The organism is Lysinibacillus sp. NPDC093190 (assembly GCF_050280425.1).
GTDB lineage: Bacteria > Bacillota > Bacilli > Bacillales_A > Planococcaceae > Lysinibacillus.
Genome location: NZ_JBNNVG010000018.1, coordinates 1 through 16,721, shown reverse-complemented (window position 1 = coordinate 16,721; position 16,721 = coordinate 1). Strand labels below are relative to the sequence as shown.

The window sequence follows — 16,721 nt, the reverse complement described above, 5'->3', positions numbered from 1 at the left end:
TCCCCCCGTTTTAGAAGGTTTCAATAAAGAAATCAACAACGTTATAAAATAAAGTCATTGTTTTGTGCTTTACTTTATCGAAATTCGTGTATTGGTTAGTAAAAAGCGTATGATCGTTAACATCTGTAATCAAAATATCTTCGATGAATGTATCATAAATATCATCTGCATACTGTTCATGCGATGTTTCTTTTTTGCTGAACAACGCACCAAATCCAATTTGAGATCCTTGAATGTCAGGATTTACTTGAATTGTCTTGGATAATACCTTATCTACATCTATCTTTATTTTATCCTTATTGACAGAAATGTTAAATACTCTTGTTTTTGTTAGGTTTCGTGGATACTCTTCCTCGTCAATTCTAGAGCCTTTTTGCGTATCCTGGTAATCGTATACGGTAGCCTTATTAAATGCATACTCTTCTTCATTCCACTTTATTTCATTTAACAGGAAACGCTCCTTCTCAACTACGCTTGATTCTGGTGATTTTTCAGAAACAACAATCTCATTATCTATTAATGCCACCCGAATATAGCTATTATTTTTTTCATCATAGTTTAAATAAATAGATTGTTGACCAACGACATTCCCTTTAAAAGCAAAGCTTATATTATATTGCTCTGGAAGAGTTTCCTTCAATATTACCCGACCTTCACTGGAAGGTGCTGATGTTATAGTAATCTCATTATTTTCAAATTCTGCTGCACCATTCATTACTGACCATTCTTTTGCCCGTTGATGATCTCCGACTTCAAATTCTACATTTTGCTTACTAGCTTGGCGGATTTTCATCATCACATGATTGGTAGACCAATAGGGGGATACTTGTAATCTGCTTAAGTTGTAGCGATCAGCATCCGCATCATTATATGCCCCTAGCTCCAAATTGAAATGCATTTTAAAAATATCCGTAATTTCTTTATTATTTGCACTTTCAACTAATGAATCCATATTATTATAAAGTGAGTTGGCATGCATAATAGCATAGGCCTTAGGAACTTCTCCTAATTCCTCCTTATAAATATCATGCATTAGCTTGTAATCTTTTTGGACACGTTTTTCCATTTCTTGTCGCGTTTCACTTGGAATCATATATTGATTGCGAATGAAGTCCATTAAATAATGATTATAATATTCGATAGTCGTTTTATCCGGCACATTATTTTCATCTACTATACCTAACGACTGTCCTTTATCGTTATAAATATTAATATATGTCAGGCGGTACCCATTAGAGCCTAACTCCCAATAGCCACTTTTTTTCATAAGCGATAAGTCTTTCGGTTTTAAAAATTTGTTGTCCCGTGTATCCATTTTATTGGCGTACGTAAACATGGTAGCTTCATAATTCAGATCCTCCATGATGTTTTGAGCAAATATACTAGAATCTGTACGTCCATCTTCAAATGATAAATACAACGCCTTTTCTGGCAATGGTTTGTTTTTCTGATAAAAATCTAAAATATCCTGCTGAGTAATTGTTTTATACCCTTGACTTTCAAGCAGTTCTAGTTGTTTTCTCAAACTCTCTTTAGATACATATTTAGGAGATTCACCCCTGCTCACACCAAAATATGATAATGCGATGAAACCATCTTTATTCACTAAAGGAACCGTTTCCTCTACCCTTTTATCAGTTAAAAATACCACACGTATTAAAATAACAGCTAAAAATATAACGATAATCGTTTGAACAATGGATCGTATTATTTTCCTTCGATTCTTTTTAGCTGAGTTTAATACAACATTTTTTTCACTCATTCCTTCTCACCCATTTTTCTAATTTTTAGAATCGAAATTCGGGATTTTCGTAATTTTTGTTTTTCTAATTTCTTTTCTTTGGCGATGACATCTTGAGGTGTTTCTCTCGTACCCCACGTTGATTTCCAAAATGTAACCCATGCAACAGGCATTTGCCACAGCAAAATAAATTCATAGAAAAGTACAAAGATAAAACCAAATGCCCACAATTTACTTTTTCTAAAGAAAAGATGGGCCAAGCTCATTAGCATTGCCATCAATAACAATCCCATTAAAAATGTAGTTGGAAAAATGCCATGCATAATTGGCACATAAACTAAATTGTAAACAACAACAATGGGGGCTGCTATTGGTACGATTAAACCTATAATGAAGAAAAGAAACATAAAAGGTTCCTTCTTCCACATAAATAAAAATGCTCGTAACGATTCGCGTAGCCATGATCGTTTCCATCTCATTTGTTGAGATAAAAAGACTTTTGTGTCTGATGGAACAATTGTAGAACATACGGCATTGTCTTGATATCCCGTTCGATGTGTTTTTAAAATATAGTTTGTCATACTACGGTCATCACCGAATGTTGCGGGTTGTCCAAGAAATTTTTGGTTTAACCATGCTGTCTCGTTCTTTAAAATTAGCTCTTTTCGATAACAAGCTAATGGACCAGATAAGCAAGTTACTGTATCAAACCAAGACTCAGCAGCTTTCATTATCCGAAAGGCTATATAATAGCGAACGGTTTGCAATTTTGTCAGTGCATTTGTAAATTTATTTTCAACCTCTGTTCTTCCAGCCACACCGCCCATTTTAGGATCTTGGAAAGGCTGCACAATATTTCGAATAGCATGAGGTTCTAAAAAACTATCTGAATCTACGAAAACGACTAAATCGTGTTTAGCAAGATGTACTCCTGCCACTAAAGCCTCACGTTTCCCTCCATTTTGAGGTAGCTTATGGAAGCTTAAGCGATTCTTTGTTTTAAATCGCTCACCCTCGCTATGAATAAGTTCAATCATTTCCTTTGATTTTTCCTCAGTTCTATCTGTCGAATAATCATCTACAACAATAACCTCTAATTTGTCTACAGGATAATACTGATTAATACAGCTTAAAATTGTTCTATGAATCCATTGTTCTTCGTTAAACACTGGAATAATAATAGAAACGCCCGGTTCAAATTTAGGATTTATCGGTACATTCCTATAGAAAATACCGAATAAATATCGACTTAAAAGAAATGTTGCAGCAATAATACTATATAGATATAGGAATTTATTGAATCTGAAATAAATAACACTTTCAGCCCGCATTAACATAACGATTAGAGAAACTACCAATAAAAATATACTTGCCATAAAGATTGATAGTCCCCAGCGTTTTTTTGTCATATAGTCATTTAAAGGCTGTAAAAATTCACATGCATAATAATATCGAATTTCTCCATCTACTTCTTTTATAAAGTGACGAACAATTTTCGCTTTTACCTTTACTCTAGATTCGTAGCCCTCCGGCATCGCACCACCAGGTATGGTGAATTTCATCGTGATAATTTCATCTATTAAAAAATTCTCAGGACTATTTGAATAGACAAGAATACCTGTTACTGAAATATCCTCTGCGTAATGTTTTTCCTTAACCTTTTGTCTAGCACTTTTAATTTGTACTTCAAAATTGGTTTCATAGCGTAAACTTAACAGCTGTAAACGATATATTTCATTGACATCTGTAGGATCGATTTCCTCTTTTTGATACGAAGCACCTCGACGATTAACGAGACTTCGTACATTTTCTGGGTCAGGAATATTCGATAAAATGCGTCGATCAGAGCGTGGTATCGTTAAAATCTCTTTTTTCTTATTCATGATTATCAATTCACTTTCTTATTTGAATCTTCTTCAATCCAAGTCGACATTTTCGCAAAACTATACCCATCTTTTTGTAGCTTTTCAATGATTAATGGCAATGCTTCAACTGTTTTTGTACCATCTAAAATATGCATAACAATTACCTTTCCTGGAGCTACTCTAGTCATCACACGATTATAAATATCTCGAGGGGTATATTCTAATTTCCAATCGAACGATGCAATATCGTACATAGCAATCAATTTGACACCTGTTGCGGCAATAATTTTCGCTGATTCTTCATCAATTATCCCTTTATGAGGTCTGAAATACAGCAAAGGCTCTTCCTGTAAGGCATAGGTTAGAGCCCTATGTGCCATCACGACATCCTTTTGGAGTTCTTCCGGTGTCATTTCCGTAACATCAAGGTGATTGTAGGAATGGCTTGTAACTTCATGTCCTCTCTCAACAATTAATCGTGCTAATTGCGGATCCTTTTTCACACCTTTGCCAATTAAAAAGAATGTGGATTTAACATGATACTTATCGAGAACATCTAAAATTTCTTTAATTCTCTCCTCACTTGCCCAATCATCAAAGGTTAAAGCAATTTCTTTTTTGGAAGTATTTTTACGATAGAACATATTTGGTTTAACATTTTCATAATCCGGATTCATTTTAATAGCGTCATAGCCTTCAATTTCCTCTAAAGATTTTCCTAAATATTGTTCATCTAATACGTCTGTTAATGTAGAGAAAACATATCCTTTTTCTTTCCCTAATTGAGACAATAGTGGTACAACATCAATAATCGCAGGATTAATGTACGTGTTTAAATGAATGACAGATCCACTATTGATAAAGCGATGAATATAATCCATTATTTCCTCAGCACTTTGCATATTTCGATCTTTAGGATTAATGGAAGATTCTACGACTCCCTTCATATTGAGCGTTTTAGTTGCTAAACGCATATTGTCAGTTGAATCACCAGAACGACTACGAACGAATTTTGGTGTATAACCTAGATGCTCTTCAAAAACTTGATTGGCTAAGTAAATTTCTTTATATGTTTCTTCATAATTTAAATCAGTCATTTCAGGAAACGTTAACGTACCATTTTCTACTTCATGACCTTTAGCTAAAATGTCCTTCACTAACTCAGGATCTTGCGCCACTCGCGTACCTTCTACAAAAAATGTTGCCTTCATGTTAAATTGTTCTAATACCTTTAGTAGTTTATGCATTGTTTCATTGTCTGCAAGTCCATTAAAAGTTAATGCTACCTTTGGACTAAGAATGCTTGCGTGACTATAAATTTCACTCATCGTTCCATCCGGTTCCTTTATATCAATTGCTGAATCAACTGGTTTAACCTGATTAGTTTGAGCGGACGATTGACATCCAACTAAAAACAAAATGAATAATAGACTACATAATTTTAGTCGCCTCGTGTTCACAGAATCCCCCTCTATAATTTGTGATATTTTTCATTTTTAAACAAATAATGGGTATTACGCGTGTCAAAAATTAAAGCAGCATGTTGATCAATCAACGAATAATCAATAGTTGTATGATTCGTTAAAATGACTACAGCATCCGCTTTTTGAATTAATTCTTTTGTAAGTGAAACTGTGTTAAACATGTCATTACCAACTGTAAATGTTTCAATAAATGGATCAATAACTTTTAGACCACACTGCTTTTCTTTTAATTTATCAATGACATGTAATGCTGGCGATTCCCGAAAATCATTAATATTCGGCTTATAGGAAACTCCAATCACTACAATTTCTGCCTCATCTATCTCTTTTTCATGTGCATTTAAATAATTTTCTAATCTTTCAACTACAAAGCTTGGCATAGAATCATTAATTTTATCTGCCGTCTCAATTAATGTTGCTGAAACACCATGCTGCTGGCCAGCCCATAATAAATATTTAGGGTCTACTGGTATGCAATGACCACCTACCCCAGGGCCCGGTGTAAATGGCATAAAACCATAAGGCTTTGTCGAAGCCGCTTCAATAACTTCCCACACATCGATATTCATTTTATGGCAAACCTGACTTAATTCATTGACAAGGGCAATATTAATTTGTCGAAACGTATTTTCTAGTAACTTTTCCATTTCAGCAATCTTTGGACTGGTTACAGCAAACACATTTGTATTGATCACTGTTTCATAAAAAAGCTTGGAAACTTCTAAACAAGTTGCTGATATTCCACCAACTACTTTAGGCGTATTCGAAACTGAAAAATTTAAATTTCCAGGGTCCACACGTTCAGGAGAATATGCTAAAAATATATCTTGCCCAATAACGAAGTTACCTTTTTCTAGGATTGGTTGAACTACTTCTTCTGTTGTTCCAGGGTAAGTTGTACTTTCAAGAATAATTAAAGTATTAGAGGACATATTCTGTTCGATTGCATTAGCTGCATCAACAATATACGAGATATTAGGTGTTCCATCTGAAGTCGTAGGTGTCGGTACACAAATAATAATGATATCTACATGTACAAGTTTAGAAAAATCACTTGTCGGCTCAAATTTCTGTTCATTAACTGCTTTCTCGATGATTGCATTAGACATATCAGCAATATAGCTATCACCACTTTTTAATTTAGTAATTTTTTTATTGTCTTTATCGAAACCAATTACTCCAAAACCTTTATTGACGATTTCCAAGGCTAGCGGGAGCCCCACATAACCAAGTCCAACAACTCCAATTGTGGCACTCCTTGTTTTAATTTTTTTTGATAAAGATAATATCGGTGACTCAATTTTTGTTCCCATAAGCAATTACTCCTTGTCTAAGTTATTTTAAATTCAAAGACTACTTCTACAATTGCTAATTCTTTTACGCTTCATTTTTTGTATATGAATTCCCCTCATTCTTGCACATATTATAGTACTAAATTAAACTAAACATTTTCTAAACAAATTCCATACAAAACGAAAAAACAACTATCTTATCGCATTTTTTTCTAACTAAATTTCCATTTCACTTCTTTAGAACTATATTTTTTTCGATAACTCCCTACATAAACATGAAATTTTATTAAATTTTAGTAAGCACGGACTGTAATTATTTGTGAAAAAACTATTCTTTTTAAAGCTATTTAAATAACTATTAAATCCATGAGAAACGCTTTATTATCAAAACTTGGAAAGTACCACTCTCTCATTAACTCCAACTTCTGTTCTTGTATAATCGGATATCAGTTAGAAACTAACATCCTAGCAAAAAAAAATCGCCGTAGCAGGCGATTTTTTTTGCTTAGGTGATTCTATCCGTCAGATTGGCTGTTCTATCCATGGCTTTGACGTTTCTATCCACGTTTTTGGCTGTTCTATCCACGACTTTGACGTTTCTATCCACGACTCTGCCTGTATTAACTAGTTTTTCTGTTGAAACGATCTACTATCATAGCTAATGCGCCATCTCCAGTTACATTTGTAGCCGTACCGAAGCTATCTTGCGCTAAGTACAGTGCTATCATAAGCGCAACCATTGTTTCATCGAAGCCGAGCATTGTTTGTAGTAAACCAATCGCTGCCATAACTCCCCCTCCCGGGACACCTGGTGCAGCAACCATCGTAATACCTAGCATAAAAATAAAGCCTAGATATTGTGCAAAGCCTATATCCATACCGTTCATCATCATAACACCTAAAGAGCATGTCACAATTGTAATCGTACTACCCGATAAATGAATCGTGGCAAACAGTGGGATTGTAAAATTCGTTACTTTTTCAGAAGCTCCTGTTTTTTGCGCTTGTCGCAATGTAACTGGAATAGCTGCCGCTGAGGATTGTGTGCCCAAAGCTGTAAAATATGCAGGTAGCATAGTTCGAAGCAATATGAGTGGATTTTTCTTATTTAAAATTCCCGCAATTGAGTATTGTATTAGCAATATTACCCAATGCATCACAATTATTAATGCGAAGACAATCGCGAAAACAGATAAGATTTTTGCTACTTGACCACCAAATGTCATGTTCAAGAAGATACCGAAAATATGGAATGGTAAAAGTGGAATAATAACAAATGAAATTAACTTTTCAATGATTACATTAAACTCTTCAAAACCACGTTTCATAACATCACTTTGAATGGCAGTCATACCAATACCTACGATAAATGCAAAAATTAATGCTGCCATGACATCCATTATTGGAGGCATTTCAACTTTAAAGAATGCCTGTGCTAAAAATTCCTCAGGGTTTTTCATGCTTTCCATAGCACCATTTGAAATGAAATTAGGCAACACATTGCGCGCTACAAAAAAGGCGAGTATACCTGCAATGATGGTTGAGAAATAAGCAAAGAATGTTGCTAAACCTAATAATTTTCCTGAGCCTTTCCCAAGCTGAGCAATGCCTGGAGCAATAAATGCAATAATAATAAGTGGTACAACAAATTTCAAAAGATTACCGAATACGCCATTAAATGTTGCAAATATACGTACAAATGGCTCTGGCATAAAGTTTCCGAGTATTACCGCTAACAAAATAGCGACAATAATTTTTGCCAATAGACCAAATTTAAGTTCCATTATTTTGTCCTCCTTAAAAACACAACTGTATTTCCAGAATGTAATATTAGTAATTTAACATAAACAGTTGAGAGAATATACAGTTCATTAAATAGACGGAATTGTAAAATACTTTTTTATTTTCAGACAAAAATAAAAAACTTAGAATAGGCAAAAACTCACCTATCCTAAGCTTCTATTTAACTTCTTTCAGCAAATGTCCTTTGTACCGAAAGCGTAGCGACAGGTACAGAAGTCTCCCACCTCTATAGGTGATGAGATGAATGCGGATTTAAGCTATTTTTCAACGCTTATCCAAACACCAGGTGAAATAGAGGAACTCAGTCTAAGAACGCCACGTCCTGTGGCAACGACTGAGTAACCAACATCGTGTTGGCCCAAAGCCTCCGGCGAGCGGATGTCACGGAATCGGTAAGGAGTTCTTAAAGGATGTTAGCCTAAAATCATCGCATCCATGCGATAACGGCTAACTGACCTGCTTCGGTGCCGCTGCCGCTACGCTTTCGCGCAAAAAACATCTGCAGGCCTAAGCACAAAGCCGATTCCGGACGCAATTATGCCGAGGCATAATTGATTAATCTTTAAATAATTTTTGTAAAATATAATATGATTGTTTTAAACGCTCTTCATACTTAGGAGTTTGCCATTTTTCCCAAGAATAAGCTGAAAGAGCAGGTAAGACATGGCCGTTTGTTTCTGGTAGAGATTTTACAACCTTGCCCTCTTTATCTACAAAGACCGCACCAATATAAATATTATCGACTTTAGAGGAAGTTTCCTTTCCATCCTTATATAAATCTCCCATAAACTCACGCTGACTTGGATCTTTTGCTTGAATCAGTAGCCAAGGAATTCGTAGCTCAATAACATTATCATCCGTCCATGTATAGTCTACTAACGAATTATAGTCTTTTGCTTTTGGATTGGCATTCCCTTGAAGAAGCTTCCCTGTTTCATAAAAACTAAAGTCGGTAGTAATGTTTTGCTCTGGTAAGAATAGCTGTTTATTTAACACATAGTTAATCGGTGCAAACTTACCGCTGTTTTTTGTAGGAACTGCCATACGAGGCGGAATCATATTTAAATTATGACCGTAAAAATAATCATAGAAATCATAGTATTCATCTATGACAACTCGAGAGTCTCCACTTTTATTTAATTCAACTATAAAATCTACACCATTTGAAAACGTCATATCTTTTATTGATGTTGCCGAAGTATTTCCCTGATTTGGTACTACATCAAGTAAAATATGAGGTGAAGCTTTTTCTAAAACATCACTTTTTAATTTGAAATACAAATATTTTTCATCGTAATCGACAGCAAAATCGGTGGAAGCAGAAGGTGAGGTATTGTACATTTGTGTACCTTTCCACTCCTTTGTATCGCCGTCTACTTTTACTTTAAATCTATCAAAGCTTAGTACGCCAAATTGTTGTTCGTTCGTTTGTGCATTGGACCAAAATGGTCGACGATTTGGATCATCGTAATCCATCGTATTCCACGTTCGCTTAAACCACTCGTCCTGCCATGTAAAGATAAGACCTCCTAGCAAGCCTTCATGCATAATATCTTCATATAAATGTTGAAGTGTTTCACCCTGCTGTTGTTCGGACATATGCCCTTGATTCCAGCCGTAAACATTTTCATGTGTCATACCACGCGCTGCAGGAATTCCAAATTCCGCAATAAGAACAGGCATACGATGAGCTTGATGTAAGTCTTTTAAATATCCTGCATAACTATTTTTATTGCCCCGGAAATCTTTATAATTTAAATATTTTTGGTCGAAGTTAAAGAAGTCAGGATAATATGGATAAACATGATAGGAAGCAAATTGTCCTGGTGCCTGCATCTCACCTTTCGTATAGATGACATTTGGATTGACTCCTACCAAATCTTCATCTTCAGAAGGTTCAGATGGATGGTCTAGTAAGTCGGTTGTTACCCAGTTTGTGAAACTCATTGGACGGATCCAATTGTATTTATCCTTCTCATAAACAGTAATAAGATCCATTTGTTCAGCTAACCAATGCTCAAATGGTGCAGCATTTTTCGTTTCAAAATACTTCCCATTGTACTCGCCTATATTAGCGTGTTTTTCGTTCGTACCGACAACCATATGCGGATACCATTCGATTCCAAGTACCCAGCCAATAACATATTTTGAAACGTCAACATCATATAATCCTGATGCATGTCCTGCTACTGGTTTCACATAAGTATTACCGTGGATGACGTCTACCATGCGCTTCATTTCACTTTGGAAATCCTTTAAAGTAGCTTCATCATAAGCATCTAGTGAATCAGCCAAGCCTTCCTCATTAATCCATACACCATGCAATACATACAGTGGTTTATCCGGATTTTCTTCATTGTATTTAGCAAGTGCCCGATAAAAACCTGGTGGGTGTAATGTATATACACGAATCGTATTGGCATTCATCTCACCAATTTGACGGAACCATCGATAGTACTCTTCTTCCGTAATAGCAGCCTCGCCAGGGAATGCTCCTGGTTTACCCATACCGATATTAACGCCCTTAAAGACTAGTGGCTCCCATTTCCCATCACGTAAGACTTCAAATGACTCGCCCTTAGTACGTGCGTTATAATTTAATTTGTCATGATTAACGTTTTCTTGAACTTCTTTTTGCTCAAACGTTTCAAAAATTTTATGCATGACTGGTATATAAATCGACCAGTAAAATGAACTATCAGCATACTTCTCAGCGTATTTATAAATAGTCGGTAATCCCTTTATTTTGTAAAGAGACGGTACCCGTGACATATCGTTAAAGTCTCCTGCAAAATAATAGCTTGTCGTGTATCGTTTATCCTGTGAAACGATTGCCGCAAATTGCTGTGGAATATCGTTGGCCTCTAATAGTTTTTCCCCTTCTTTTGTTAAGTCCCATTCATAATTAGCGAGAGCATCCTCCGCATATTTAGGTGTGATAATATCAAACCAATAGCCATACTCTGCACTAGCAGAGGTATTAAAGAATTTTTTCCCCTCTTCAGTAAATTGCACCTGAATGCCCTCTGTTTTTACATGCTTGTCCATTTCTAGCACAATGAGCTTTTCTGTATTTTCATTAAATAAAAGAAAGCCGCCGCCCTTATATGGCCAATTATCACCATGTTCATCTATGACCCATTGTGGAATTTCTGAGTTTTTATGATAATCAAGTTCATCAAAATAACGCCCAATCCATCCAGACCATGAAATTCCTAAATAATCCTGTAGTTCTTTTCTAACTGCCTCTGATGTAGGTGACGCAAAAGTATTGTATTCAGCTATTAGCATACTTTTCTTGTTGCTTGCTAAACGAGCTACTATAGACTGCCATTCATCCATTTCTAAGCCGCCGACAATTTTTTCTGAGCGTTTACCTAGACGCTTTTCTTCATTTAAATCATCCTTATAAACACCATACGTATCTGCCAAATAAATAACATCATAATTACTATAGTCAGTCGGAAACTTTTTTTCTGACACTTTTTTCGTTTGATCATTCGGAATCGTACCATAGTAATTTTTTTGTACATCATATGAATGATGATCGATTGTATATTTATAATGGTTTAAAAACCAGTTCACACCTAAATGCTCTCGATATGTTTCATTCGGAACCATTTTATCTAGGATCGCGACGTTCAGCGGTTTTTCAGCGCTCAAATACCACCATGCAATAGGTGTGAGTATGAGAATTAGCATGGCTATTACCCCTATATATATTCGCTTCATACACTTTTCTCCTTTTCAGCGATGCCGACACGCTTCATATTACCCCAATCGCTTTTTCTTAGTACAAACCGAACTAATCCCTCACAGCGCCATAAAAGAGTGAGTGGTCGATACCAAAAAATTTCAGTAAATGCTAAAAGTATCATCCGTAATAGCTCTCTCTTTCTCGGATAAGTATTCATGGTCCATGCTTCGAATAGTATAGATGCTATTGAAAAAATAACGCCATAAATGACGAAGAGCAGCAACAGTATAATTGCCACTTCATAATAGATTTTCCCTAAGAAAAATGCTACAACGATATAAATATAACCACCTAGCTCAACAATGGGTCCTAGGCATTCTACAAGCCAAAAATAAGGAAATGCAATAAATCCTATCAAGCCATATTTCGGATTAAACGTCATCGTTTTATGCTTCCAAAGACTTTCAAATAATCCTTGATGCCAACGTCTACGTTGATTTCGCAATACTCCTAATGTCTGAGGTGCTTCGGTCCAGCACACAGGATCTGGTACAAATTCAATACGTTTCTTTTCTTTTTTCTTTCTAATCAAACGGTGAATATTCACGACAAGCTCCATGTCTTCGCCAATAATATTCGTCGAGTAACCGCCCGCTTCCACAGCCCACTCCTTCGAAAAGACACTAAATGCTCCGGAAATAATAAGCACAAGATTGAATTTACTTAAAGCTATGCGCCCCATTAAAAAAGCTCGCAAATATTCTATTATTTGCATGATTACTAAATAATTATTTGGTAAGTGTGTCTCAGTAACGGAACCAAGCTGCATTTTCGCTCCATTGGCTATTCGAATATTTCCTCCTGCCGCAATTACTTCACCATCAGATAAAATAATCGGCTTCATCACACGAAGCAATGATTTTTCATCTAAGATTGAATCACCATCAATAGAGCAGAAATAAGGATATTGCGATACATTAATACCTACATTTAATGCATCTGCCTTTCCACCATTTTCTTTATCTACTAAAATGCAATTCTTATAAATTTCAGATTCATAAATTTGTTTAACTTGTTTTGTAGGGATATTTGCACGAACAATTTTATCAACGGGCTTCATTCGGAAATGCTCGATAACGGTTTGTAGGGTAGTGTCAGTAGAACCATCGTTAATAATGATAATTTCCGTTTGCGGATATCGTAAATTCAACAATGAATAGACTGTATCTACAACTCCAACCTCTTCATTGTAAGCAGGGACTAATAAGGATACTGGTTTTGAGTAAAAGGCATCGATATGCGCATCATCATACTCTGAGGGATCTAATTTATAGCGTTTTCGCAAATCTAGCATAGCAATTACTAACATTGCGCAATATGAAATAATAACAAACAACATATAAAACAGAATAACGCAACCAAAGAACCACATACAATAATCTAAAAATACTTTCATTTGTTCCCCTGCTTTCTGACTACTGTTTCCTGCGCCATTTCAATTGCATATTGGTCGTTTGAGGACTCCATAAATTGCTGTAATTTTGCAATACCCTCTCTATTTTCTGCAATTGTTTTAGCTGCCTGTGAGCGTACCCACCAATTTTCATCTTCAAGTAGCTGTTCTAAATAAGCATAGGTATAGTTTAGTGGCACATGCTTAAAGATTTTTGCGACCATTAATCTTACTTCCCACATATCTGATGTCACAAATGGAACATAAGGATCGATTTCATCAATTACACCAATTTCATAAAGACCCTTTAATGCTCTTATTTTTATTTCTGGAATCTCATGGGTTAATAGCTGTTTTAACTTATCAATATACTGCATATTTCTTTTTACAGCCGCAGTATCAATTACAGCAAATTGGATATTTTTCGTCCAGCTGTCAAAGTCTTTAAATAATCGAATAAATACGTCATCCTCTAACAATACAAATAATCTTCTATATTCGCTTTCAGAATAATGAACGCTCGATTCTTTAATTTTTTCGATAAACAATTCTGGTTGGAAGAGAGAGTATATTTTTAACAGCTGAAAATATTCTTCTTCCGAAATTTTGGTTTTCTCGAATTGTTGACAAGTATCTAATAAATCCTCTATCTGCAAATCAGCAATACGATATAAAGCATTCATCCTAATGCTCCAACGTTTACTTGTTAAATCCTTTTCATAAAACCGTTTTAAATAGAGATTAGAAAACTCTTTGATTTTATGTTCAACTTTGTCATTCATTATATTTTTCAAATAAGATGAAAAGATTATTTCTATAGCTGCTACTTGAGCTCTTTTGCGGGGTACAAGCACCATAGAGAAAATTTCATCGTTGATTAAATAGTTGTACCAATGCTGTGAATAGTTTTGTAAAAAAATATCACGCGTTTCTGCAAAACGAATCTCCCGCTGGCGCTGAAAAAGTAGATATATCGTAAATATAAATAGAACTACTAATAAAACAACGATGACCGTTAAAAGAAAAGAAATCGACAGCTTGATCATAGCCAAAACCTCGCAAAAGTTCGCCTAATTTTTGCTTCTAACAAACGTAAATTAAATGGTTTTACGATATATTCGTCGACGCCACCTTCATAAGCATTCAGTGTCGCCCCTTCAGAGTTTCGTTCTGACATCATATAAATGATGAATTTTTTCTCATTCGGCATTTCTCGTAAAATGTGCAAAATTTCTAAGCCATTTTTACGTGGTAAAATATCGTTCATTACAACTAAATGCATATGGCCAGTTTTATAGCTATCAGACTGTAAAAAACTATAGCCATCTTCATAGGTAGCCACGTCTAAAGTAAAATGAGGAATGTCTAAGTGATTGATCGTTGTTTCTAGCACTTTTCTAAAAATTGCATTTTGTTCAATAATGCTTACCTTTACTTGCTCCGTTGGTTGTACACTATAATCTGTAACCTGTTCTATTGACCAAGTCGGCTGTTCGTCATCTGCTAGTTTTTGCTTATTTTCGTCTAACAAAGTTTCAAAGGTAACGCTATTATTTCTTATTTCAGTAATGGAGGCTTTTAACGCTATTTGCTGAAATTCCCTTTCTTGCTTTAGAATTGCAAAAATCCGTTTTAAAAACGCCTTTACCTCTACTTCACTACTTTGTAGAAAAAATATTCCCCAATGTACGCCATCTGCTAATTGGAAAAGTAAATCTGTTTTTCGTATTTTTGATTTTAGAAAAGAGGAAATTTGATCATTCACTTGATTACGTTCTATATCAATTACTTGTGAAGAATTAGCTAATTTAAAAAAGACTGCAGTCATTGTTAAACGTGAGCGAATAACACTCTCACGCAAAATTTCAAAATAACCCTTCACCTCATGCTCCTGCATGATGTCTTCTGCAATGATTAATTTATTCATTTATGTTCACTCCAGTTGATGTAAGAGGTTTTTCATTCTCTTTCATTATTTTTCTATGATTCTCTTGATTTATAAACACAACAACTATAGTAATAAAGATCACTTAACAATATCTATACAAAATTTATGGTAAATCGACCACTTTAAAATATTATTATATTTTTGCTGTAAACTACAGAATAATAACTCTTTTGGTAAAAAGTTATATTCTTCTGATAAAAGATAGCCTTTTAAGTCGACGTTTTACCATAACAGGGGGTTGATTTTCGTTCCGACTGGGCGCTTTGTTGCTGACGCTTCGCTTTCGCACAGATAAAACATTTGTTGCTGACGCTTCGCTTTCGCGCAGAGCAAAGCTTCCTGGGGGCGTCCGATGAGCCACTTGGGCCAACACGATGTTGGTCACGAAGGCGTTATTACAGGACGTGATGCTCTTAGCCTTCGTTCCTCTACCGGCTCGCTCCAGGGTCTCGGGCCAACAGATGTTTATTGCGCGAAAGCGAAGCGGCAGCGGCACCGATGTTGGTCACGAAGGCGTTATCACAGGATGTGATGGTTTTAGCCTTCGTTCCTATATTGCTAATCCCCAAGGAGTCGCCCATTCTCCACTCCAATCAACTTATACACATGACATACGTTTCAACAAAATATCAACCAAAAATCACTGTAATGCACCAGAAAAAGGAATTTGAGCTTTAAACTTACATTCCCTTTCAGACTGTAGATAAACACTACTTCGTTTACATATAAACTGTATAGTAATTTTATGACAGACACCACCATTTAGCATTTTGTGAGGAGCACCGAAACTTTCTCGTTTTACTCCAGAAGTCTATGTGGTGAAGCTTACCTTATATAGTATTTTAAATCATTGCTATAATACCATTTTGCTCTAACTTGTCGACTCATCCTGTGATGAGGGACTGTTGATTTTCACAGAGAATGGCCGGGATGAGCTTGCGCTAAAAGCCCCACAAGAACGTAGTGACGAGGTGATTAATCAATTATGCCTCGGCATAATTGCGTCCGGAATTGGCTTTGTGCTTAGGCCTGCAGTTGTTTTTTGTGCGAAAGCGCAGTGCTAGCGTAGCGGCAGCAACAAACGGGTTTTGTCTGTGCGAAAGCGTAGCGGCAGCAACAACGGGTTTTGTCTGTGCGAAAGCGTAGCGGCAGCAACAACAGGTTTTGTCTGTGCGAAAGCGTAGCGGCAGCAACAACGGGTTTTGTCTGTGCGAAAGCGTAACGGCAGCAACAACAGGTTTTGTCTGTGCGAAAGCGTAGCGGCAGCAACAACAGGTTTTGTCTGTGCGAAAGCGTAGCGGCAGCAACAACAGGTTTTATCTATGCGAAAGCGTAGCGGCAGTAACAACAGGTTTTGTCTGTGCGAAAGCGTAGCGGCAGCAACAACAGGTTTTGTCTGTGCGAAAGCGTAGCGGCAGCAACAACAGGTTTTGTCTGT

At 35.9% G+C, this 16,721-nt stretch carries 10 protein-coding genes; all 10 read right to left on the bottom strand.

What is annotated here, in order from left to right; translation table 11 throughout:
- Nucleotides 1–10 precede the first annotated feature (10 nt).
- Nucleotides 11–1,762 (bottom strand): polysaccharide deacetylase family protein, encoded by a 1,752-nt coding sequence (locus ACQKOF_RS14780; RefSeq protein WP_427558384.1) that lies wholly within the window; start codon nucleotides 1,760–1,762, stop codon nucleotides 11–13.
- On the bottom strand, nucleotides 1,759–3,624 hold the full coding sequence (locus tag ACQKOF_RS14775; protein WP_427558381.1) for a glycosyltransferase: 1,866 nt from the start codon (nucleotides 3,622–3,624) through the stop codon (nucleotides 1,759–1,761). Before ACQKOF_RS14775 ends, ACQKOF_RS14780 begins: the two co-directional genes overlap by 4 nt.
- Nucleotides 3,625–3,629: 5 nt before the next feature.
- Entirely contained in the window at nucleotides 3,630–5,066 is a 1,437-nt protein-coding gene (locus ACQKOF_RS14770) for a polysaccharide deacetylase family protein (protein ID WP_427558378.1), read from the bottom strand.
- A gap of 11 nt (nucleotides 5,067–5,077) precedes the next feature.
- Nucleotides 5,078–6,403: a nucleotide sugar dehydrogenase gene (locus ACQKOF_RS14765; protein WP_427558376.1), complete on the bottom strand. Its 1,326-nt coding sequence runs from the start codon at nucleotides 6,401–6,403 to the stop codon at nucleotides 5,078–5,080.
- A 599-nt stretch (nucleotides 6,404–7,002) separates the two neighbouring features.
- The gene (locus ACQKOF_RS14760; protein WP_427558373.1) at nucleotides 7,003–8,166 is read right to left on the bottom strand and encodes a dicarboxylate/amino acid:cation symporter; all 1,164 of its coding nucleotides are present in this window, start codon (nucleotides 8,164–8,166) and stop codon (nucleotides 7,003–7,005) included.
- 574 nt (nucleotides 8,167–8,740) lie between these two features.
- Entirely contained in the window at nucleotides 8,741–11,917 is a 3,177-nt protein-coding gene (locus ACQKOF_RS14755; protein WP_427558371.1) for a hypothetical protein, read from the bottom strand.
- Nucleotides 11,914–13,338 carry a glycosyltransferase family 2 protein gene (locus tag ACQKOF_RS14750; RefSeq protein WP_427558369.1) on the bottom strand — a complete coding sequence of 475 codons (1,425 nt, stop codon included), beginning with the start codon at nucleotides 13,336–13,338 and terminating at the stop codon, nucleotides 11,914–11,916. The genes ACQKOF_RS14755 and ACQKOF_RS14750 overlap by 4 nt, the downstream gene beginning before the upstream one ends.
- The gene (locus ACQKOF_RS14745) at nucleotides 13,335–14,381 is read right to left on the bottom strand and encodes a HEAT repeat domain-containing protein (protein ID WP_427558366.1); all 1,047 of its coding nucleotides are present in this window, start codon (nucleotides 14,379–14,381) and stop codon (nucleotides 13,335–13,337) included. Before ACQKOF_RS14745 ends, ACQKOF_RS14750 begins: the two co-directional genes overlap by 4 nt.
- Nucleotides 14,378–15,262, bottom strand: coding sequence for a response regulator (locus ACQKOF_RS14740; protein ID WP_427558363.1), 885 nt, complete (start codon nucleotides 15,260–15,262; stop codon nucleotides 14,378–14,380). The genes ACQKOF_RS14745 and ACQKOF_RS14740 overlap by 4 nt, the downstream gene beginning before the upstream one ends.
- A 1,081-nt stretch (nucleotides 15,263–16,343) precedes the next feature.
- A partial coding sequence (locus ACQKOF_RS14735; RefSeq protein WP_427558360.1) for a hypothetical protein occupies nucleotides 16,344–16,721 on the bottom strand: 378 nt, incomplete at its 5' end.

What these genes read in the sequence shown, in the direction of transcription:
- ACQKOF_RS14765 (WP_427558376.1), bottom strand. Translation starts at nt 6,403, where the DNA reads ATGGGAACAAAAATTGAGTCACCGATATTATCTTTATCAAAAAAAATT.
- ACQKOF_RS14775 (WP_427558381.1), bottom strand. Translation starts at nt 3,624, where the DNA reads ATGAATAAGAAAAAAGAGATTTTAACGATACCACGCTCTGATCGACGC.
- ACQKOF_RS14755 (WP_427558371.1), bottom strand. Translation starts at nt 11,917, where the DNA reads ATGAAGCGAATATATATAGGGGTAATAGCCATGCTAATTCTCATACTC.
- ACQKOF_RS14740 (WP_427558363.1), bottom strand. Translation starts at nt 15,262, where the DNA reads ATGAATAAATTAATCATTGCAGAAGACATCATGCAGGAGCATGAGGTG.
- ACQKOF_RS14780 (WP_427558384.1), bottom strand. Translation starts at nt 1,762, where the DNA reads ATGAGTGAAAAAAATGTTGTATTAAACTCAGCTAAAAAGAATCGAAGG.
- ACQKOF_RS14750 (WP_427558369.1), bottom strand. Translation starts at nt 13,338, where the DNA reads ATGAAAGTATTTTTAGATTATTGTATGTGGTTCTTTGGTTGCGTTATT.
- ACQKOF_RS14745 (WP_427558366.1), bottom strand. Translation starts at nt 14,381, where the DNA reads ATGATCAAGCTGTCGATTTCTTTTCTTTTAACGGTCATCGTTGTTTTA.
- ACQKOF_RS14760 (WP_427558373.1), bottom strand. Translation starts at nt 8,166, where the DNA reads ATGGAACTTAAATTTGGTCTATTGGCAAAAATTATTGTCGCTATTTTG.